Origin of the sequence: Microbacterium sp., from assembly GCF_036277215.1 — a bacterium.
GTDB lineage: Bacteria > Actinomycetota > Actinomycetes > Actinomycetales > Microbacteriaceae > Microbacterium.
In genome coordinates, this window is sequence record NZ_DASUNI010000210.1 from 1 (window position 1) to 4734 (window position 4734).

Consider the following 4734-nt stretch of genomic DNA (forward strand, 5'->3'; position numbering starts at 1 on the left):
GATCTCTCCCATCACCTCGTCGCCGATCGCGAACGCCCTAACCTCGGAGCCGATCGCGGCGACCGTGCCGGCGATGTCGATCCCGCGGGTCGCGATGCGGGGCCGGCGCAGACCCGATACCGGCCGGATGAGCAGCGGCACGCCGCGCATCACCTTGACGTCGCCGGAGTTGATGGAGGTGGCGCGCACCCTGAGGAGCACGTCCGCCGGGCCGGGCACTGGCACCGCCACCCGTTCGATGCGGACCGCTTCGGGTCCGCCGTAGCGATTCTGGCGCCACGCGTCCATCGCTGCGGGGACGCCGGCGGCGGCATCCGTCATGATTCCGCCTGCGGGTACTGGAACACGTCGTCGAGCCCGACGCCGAAGACCCGCGCGATCTGGAACGCCAGCTCCAGTGTCGGCGAGTACCGCCCCTGCTCGATCGCAATGAGCGTCTGCCGCGTCACGCCGACGCGCCTCGCGAGCTCGACCTGAGTGAGCCCCGCGCCCTCGCGCAGCGCGCGGATCGAGTTGGTGACCCGGGTGGGCTTGACCATCAGACCATCCCCCGGCGGTAGGCGATGACGCTGGCGATGCCACCGAGGAACGCGGTGAGGAAGAAGCCGAAGAACATCGTGTTCGCGATCCAGAACCAGTCCGCCTCGAAGGCGCACAGCACGATCACCCCGAGCCCGGCGATCACCATGAATGCCTGCCCCACCCGGCTGCCCATGCGCGCGATGTCGCGATCGCGCACGTCCGACCTGCCGACGCCGTCGGGGTCGCGCATCCCCGCGAGGATCCCCCACAGGATGCTGATCACGATGGAGCCGACGATGCTCAGCCCGATCGTCCACAGCATGATCGGCCACCACACGACGTCGGTCAGCGGACCCCCGTCGGCCTGCTGCAGGATGACGACCACGTAGACCGTCATCGCTATCACGCTCACGATCAGCCCCACCCAGGTGTTGCGCTCCTCGTAGACCATGGTCCTCTCCGATGTCTAAAATACTTGACACTGCGACCGTAGCCGGCCGTGAAACGGGTGTCAAACATTTTTTACGTCACGTCCTTACGCGGTGCCGAGTTGCGCCGAAAGGCGTCCTCATCCCCCGCCGAGTCAGCCGATTGCCGCAAATGGCGCAGGACAATCCCGGATCGACCGTGCCCTGCCAGGCTGGGGGGATGGCCCGCCGAACCGCCGACGAAACCCGCCGCCTCATCCTCGAGGCGGCCATTCAGATGCTGCTCGAGCGCGGCGCGACCGCGGGTGTCCAGCACATCCGGCTCCAGGAGGTGCTGCGGTCGGTGGGGCTCACGACGGGAGCCGCCTACCGAATCTGGGCGGACCAGACCGAGTTCCACCGCGACCTCGCGGTCGAGATGGTGGGGCTGCGCTTCGCGCCGCCGGTGGCGAGCGCGGCGAGTGCGATCCGCGACGTGCTCGACTCGGGTGGATCCTTGAACGACGTCGCTCGCACGGCGGCGCTGGATCACGTCACGTACACCGCGAAGTTCCACACCGAGCCCGCGTCACGCGACTCGCACGCGTTCATCACGGCCCTGGCGCTGCGCACGGCGGCAGGCGCCTGGCCGGAGCTCCGGGTCGCCAGCGCCGACCGGCACCGGGAATCGATCGCCGCCTTCGCGGAGTTCTACGCGGCGCTGCTGCAGCGCTTCGGGCGCCGTATGCGGTCGCCGCTGACGATCGTCGACTTCACCGAGGCGATGGCGGCGCTCGGCGAGGGCTTCGCGATCCGGGCGGCCGAGGGGCTGGACCACCCCGAGTACGACATCCCGGAGGATGCCGAGGTGCCCAGCGGGCGGTGGACGCTCTTCGGCATCGGGATCCTGGGCCTCGTCGAGGCGTTCACCGTGGAAGCGGCCGAGCAAGCGGTGGAAGCGGCCGAGCAAGCGGTGGAAGCGGCCGGGCAAGCGGCCCCCGGCCGCGCGACGGAGACCGCCGACGGCCGGGGTCGCTGACCCCCCAGCACGAGGAACGCGCCGCGCAAGGCCCCCGCACTCGACGGCGCTCCGTCCCCCACAGACCATCGTGACTGTCGATCGCCCGGGAGGCTAGAAAGATAAGTTCTTTCTCTTCGCGGTCAGAAGTTTCTAGCGCCGTCCAGTCCTTCCGCGGCTCAGAGGCCGTCGGCCACCGCAGCGGCCGCCTTCAGCCAGGCCCGCTGCGTCGAGAGCGCCAGGTTGTCGAAGCGGAGCGGGCCGTTGTGCAGCGCGGGATCGAACGGGATGGTGACGACGGCGCGCGCCAACCCCGTGAACCCGTCGGCGACCTGACGGACGGCGGCCGCCGTGCCGTCCCGCTCGGACTGCAGCACGATCACGACGGCGGAGGATGCCAACCGGGCACCGGCCTCGTCCCGCTGCCGGAGGGCCTCGAGCAGAAGCGCCCCGGACTCGGCGGATTCGGCGGAGGCCGTGGTGGCGACCACCAGCTGATCGGTGAAGTCGATCATGCGCAGCCAACGCGGGGCGGATTCGTCGTTGCCGGAATCGAAGAAGACGACACGGAAATACTTGGTGGCCACGTCGTGGAGGGCATCGAAGTCCTCCCGCGTGATCCGCTGGTTGGTGGCCAGCAACTCGGGGTTGGACCGCAGCACGTCGTACTTGTCGCTCGTCTGGTGATGGACGAATCGGGCGAGATCGGCGACCTGGGCGGACGGAGCGAGCATCTCCGACGCCGAGGGGAGGAGGTCCTGGATGGTCGCCTCATGTTCCGCCTTCTCGGTCCGCCAGCCGAGGGTGCCCCGCGTGTCGTTGTTATCCCAGGCGAGGACGCCCGACCCTCCCGAGCGGGCGAACACCGCTGCGAGCATCGCCGTGGTCACGGTCTTGCCGACGCCGCCCTTGCCGTTGACGACGGCGACCGTGCGCGGCGTCAACCACCGGCGGCTCACCGCCTCGGCGTATCCGCGGCGGTCGCGCTCCGCGGACGACGGCGGCAGCTGCATTCCCGTCGACCGGACGACGAAGCCGCGCCATCCTTCCTGCGCGGCGGGATCGCGCGGCTCCGCCCACAGGAACGAGGCGCGCGTCGCAGCGCTGCCGCCGACATCGGCCACCGGCGCGTCCGAGGCCGCCAGCTGCGGATCTGAAACCACCAGCGGCTCGTCGGAGGCCACGTCCTGCGGCCCGTCGATCCGCTCCGCCGCATCGGACTCGACGACGTCGTCGAGTCCCTCGAAGGATGCCGTCGAGTCGGTCGGCGGCCGATGGATCGTGCTCATCCCGTTCTTCCTTTCATCAGGGTCGTCCGCAGTACGGGCTCGACGCAGCCGCCGGACGGCCGATGTCGCTGCGCGGACGAGAAGTGCCGATACGCGCACGAGGACCACCGCCAGTCCGAGCAGCGGAAGCACGAGGAGCACGATCGAGAGCACCGCAACCACAAGCAGGACCGGATCAATCTGCTCCCACGCGGTGACCACGGATGCGGCGTGCACCGAGATCGCCTCGACGGTCTTCGTCAGCACCAGCGGCAGCATCCACAGCGACACGAGCAGCGCGATCACCAGGAGCGGGACCACGGTGACCACCCAGATGGTGACGATCCTCCGCGCTGCAGGCTTGAGCTCGGCGATTCGCGGATCCGTCGCACGGCCGGGGAGGATGCTGCGGGCGACCGGACCGACGCGCGAGAACAGGTCCGGCACGCCCACCAGGTCGGCGAGGACGAAGTACCCGTCCAGCCGGATGAACGGCGGCAGCTGCTGGATCATCTGGAGCTGCATCAGGATGACGACCAGCAGCAGCAGGCCGTGCCCCGTGATCAGATACCCGGCGCCGGCGGCCAGAACGCACCACACGTTGAAGTACAGCCCACCCAGGTCGGTTCGCACCCGCCCCGCACGATCAAGTCGATAGGAGTCGGTCACGTTCGTGAAATAGGCGGGGAAGACGATGTAGAGCCCGAATCCGATCCGACCCGGCGTGGCGCCGCCGTAGCGGCACGCCGTCGCATGTCCCAGCTCATGGATGAGCGCCCCGAGACTCAGCAGGGCGAACAGTGCGAGCAGCAGCGCGGGGGTCATCAGGATCTGCTCGAGCGCCGCAAGCGCGTCGCCCATCATGAGCAGGTAGACGTCGAGCGTGACGAGGAGGGCGAGAGCGACCACCACGATCGCGGGAAGGAAGATCGGCGCCAGGATGCCCGCGACGACGTTGACCGCGCGAGCGGGGAGGATGGTGCCGCGCAGACGCAGCGCCAGAAGGGGATCTGCCTTGGGCAGCCGCGGCGGCGGCCGGTCATCCTCGGCGGACGGCTCGATGAGCCCCAGCGGAACGAGCTTGGTGTCCAGCAGGTGGTGGAGTCCCTCGACAGTGAGCTCCCTGCCGTACGCCTCGCTCACCACCCGGGCGAGTTCGGGCGCCGGCTTCTCGGTCGCCGCCGAGTCCAGGACGAGGTTCAACAGCTCCGAGAGCTGTACGACCTGGCCATCCTGTCGCTGCACGAGGTGCGTCTCGTGAACAAGCCCGGAACCGGTCACCGGGCCCAGGAGCAGAACCCCGGAAGCACGGCGCCAGGTGTCAGAATCGGACGGTGCCGTCGGAATCGTCGTCACTTCGCCTCCCGGTGTGTGAGAAGCATCGGCTCGGCGGATGCGGTTCGGGGGGACGCACCCGCCGAGCTGATGCCCCGACTCAGTACTGCGTCACAACGATCGCCTGCCAGGCTCCGGCGTTGGCGACGGATCCGATGGTCGCGGCGTTGATTGCGAACGCGAG

At 69.2% G+C, this 4734-nt stretch carries 5 protein-coding genes; 1 reads left to right on the top strand and 4 read right to left on the bottom strand.

The genetic code is table 11. The annotated features are described in order from the left end of the window. From VFX99_RS10710 to VFX99_RS10720, 3 genes are all read right to left on the bottom strand, one after another. A partial coding sequence (locus VFX99_RS10710; protein ID WP_329666283.1) for an alcohol dehydrogenase catalytic domain-containing protein occupies positions 1-321 on the bottom strand: 321 nt, incomplete at its 3' end. Beyond that, the gene (locus VFX99_RS10715; RefSeq protein ID WP_329666284.1) at positions 318-539 is read right to left on the bottom strand and encodes a helix-turn-helix transcriptional regulator; all 222 of its coding nucleotides are present in this window, start codon (positions 537-539) and stop codon (positions 318-320) included. The genes VFX99_RS10715 and VFX99_RS10710, both read right to left, overlap by 4 nt. After that, positions 539-973: a hypothetical protein gene (locus VFX99_RS10720; protein WP_329666285.1), complete on the bottom strand. Its 435-nt coding sequence runs from the start codon at positions 971-973 to the stop codon at positions 539-541. Before VFX99_RS10720 ends, VFX99_RS10715 begins: the two co-directional genes overlap by 1 nt. Positions 974-1170: 197 nt before the next feature. Here VFX99_RS10720 and VFX99_RS10725 point away from each other — a divergent pair, with 197 nt between their 5' ends. Then, positions 1171-1968 (top strand): hypothetical protein, encoded by a 798-nt coding sequence (locus VFX99_RS10725; protein ID WP_329666286.1) that lies wholly within the window; start codon positions 1171-1173, stop codon positions 1966-1968. Positions 1969-2126: 158 nt separating this feature from the next. Here VFX99_RS10725 and VFX99_RS10730 read toward each other — a convergent pair whose 3' ends face one another. Continuing rightward, positions 2127-4460: a MinD/ParA family ATP-binding protein gene (locus tag VFX99_RS10730; protein WP_329666287.1), complete on the bottom strand. Its 2334-nt coding sequence runs from the start codon at positions 4458-4460 to the stop codon at positions 2127-2129. Positions 4461-4734 lie beyond the last annotated feature (274 nt).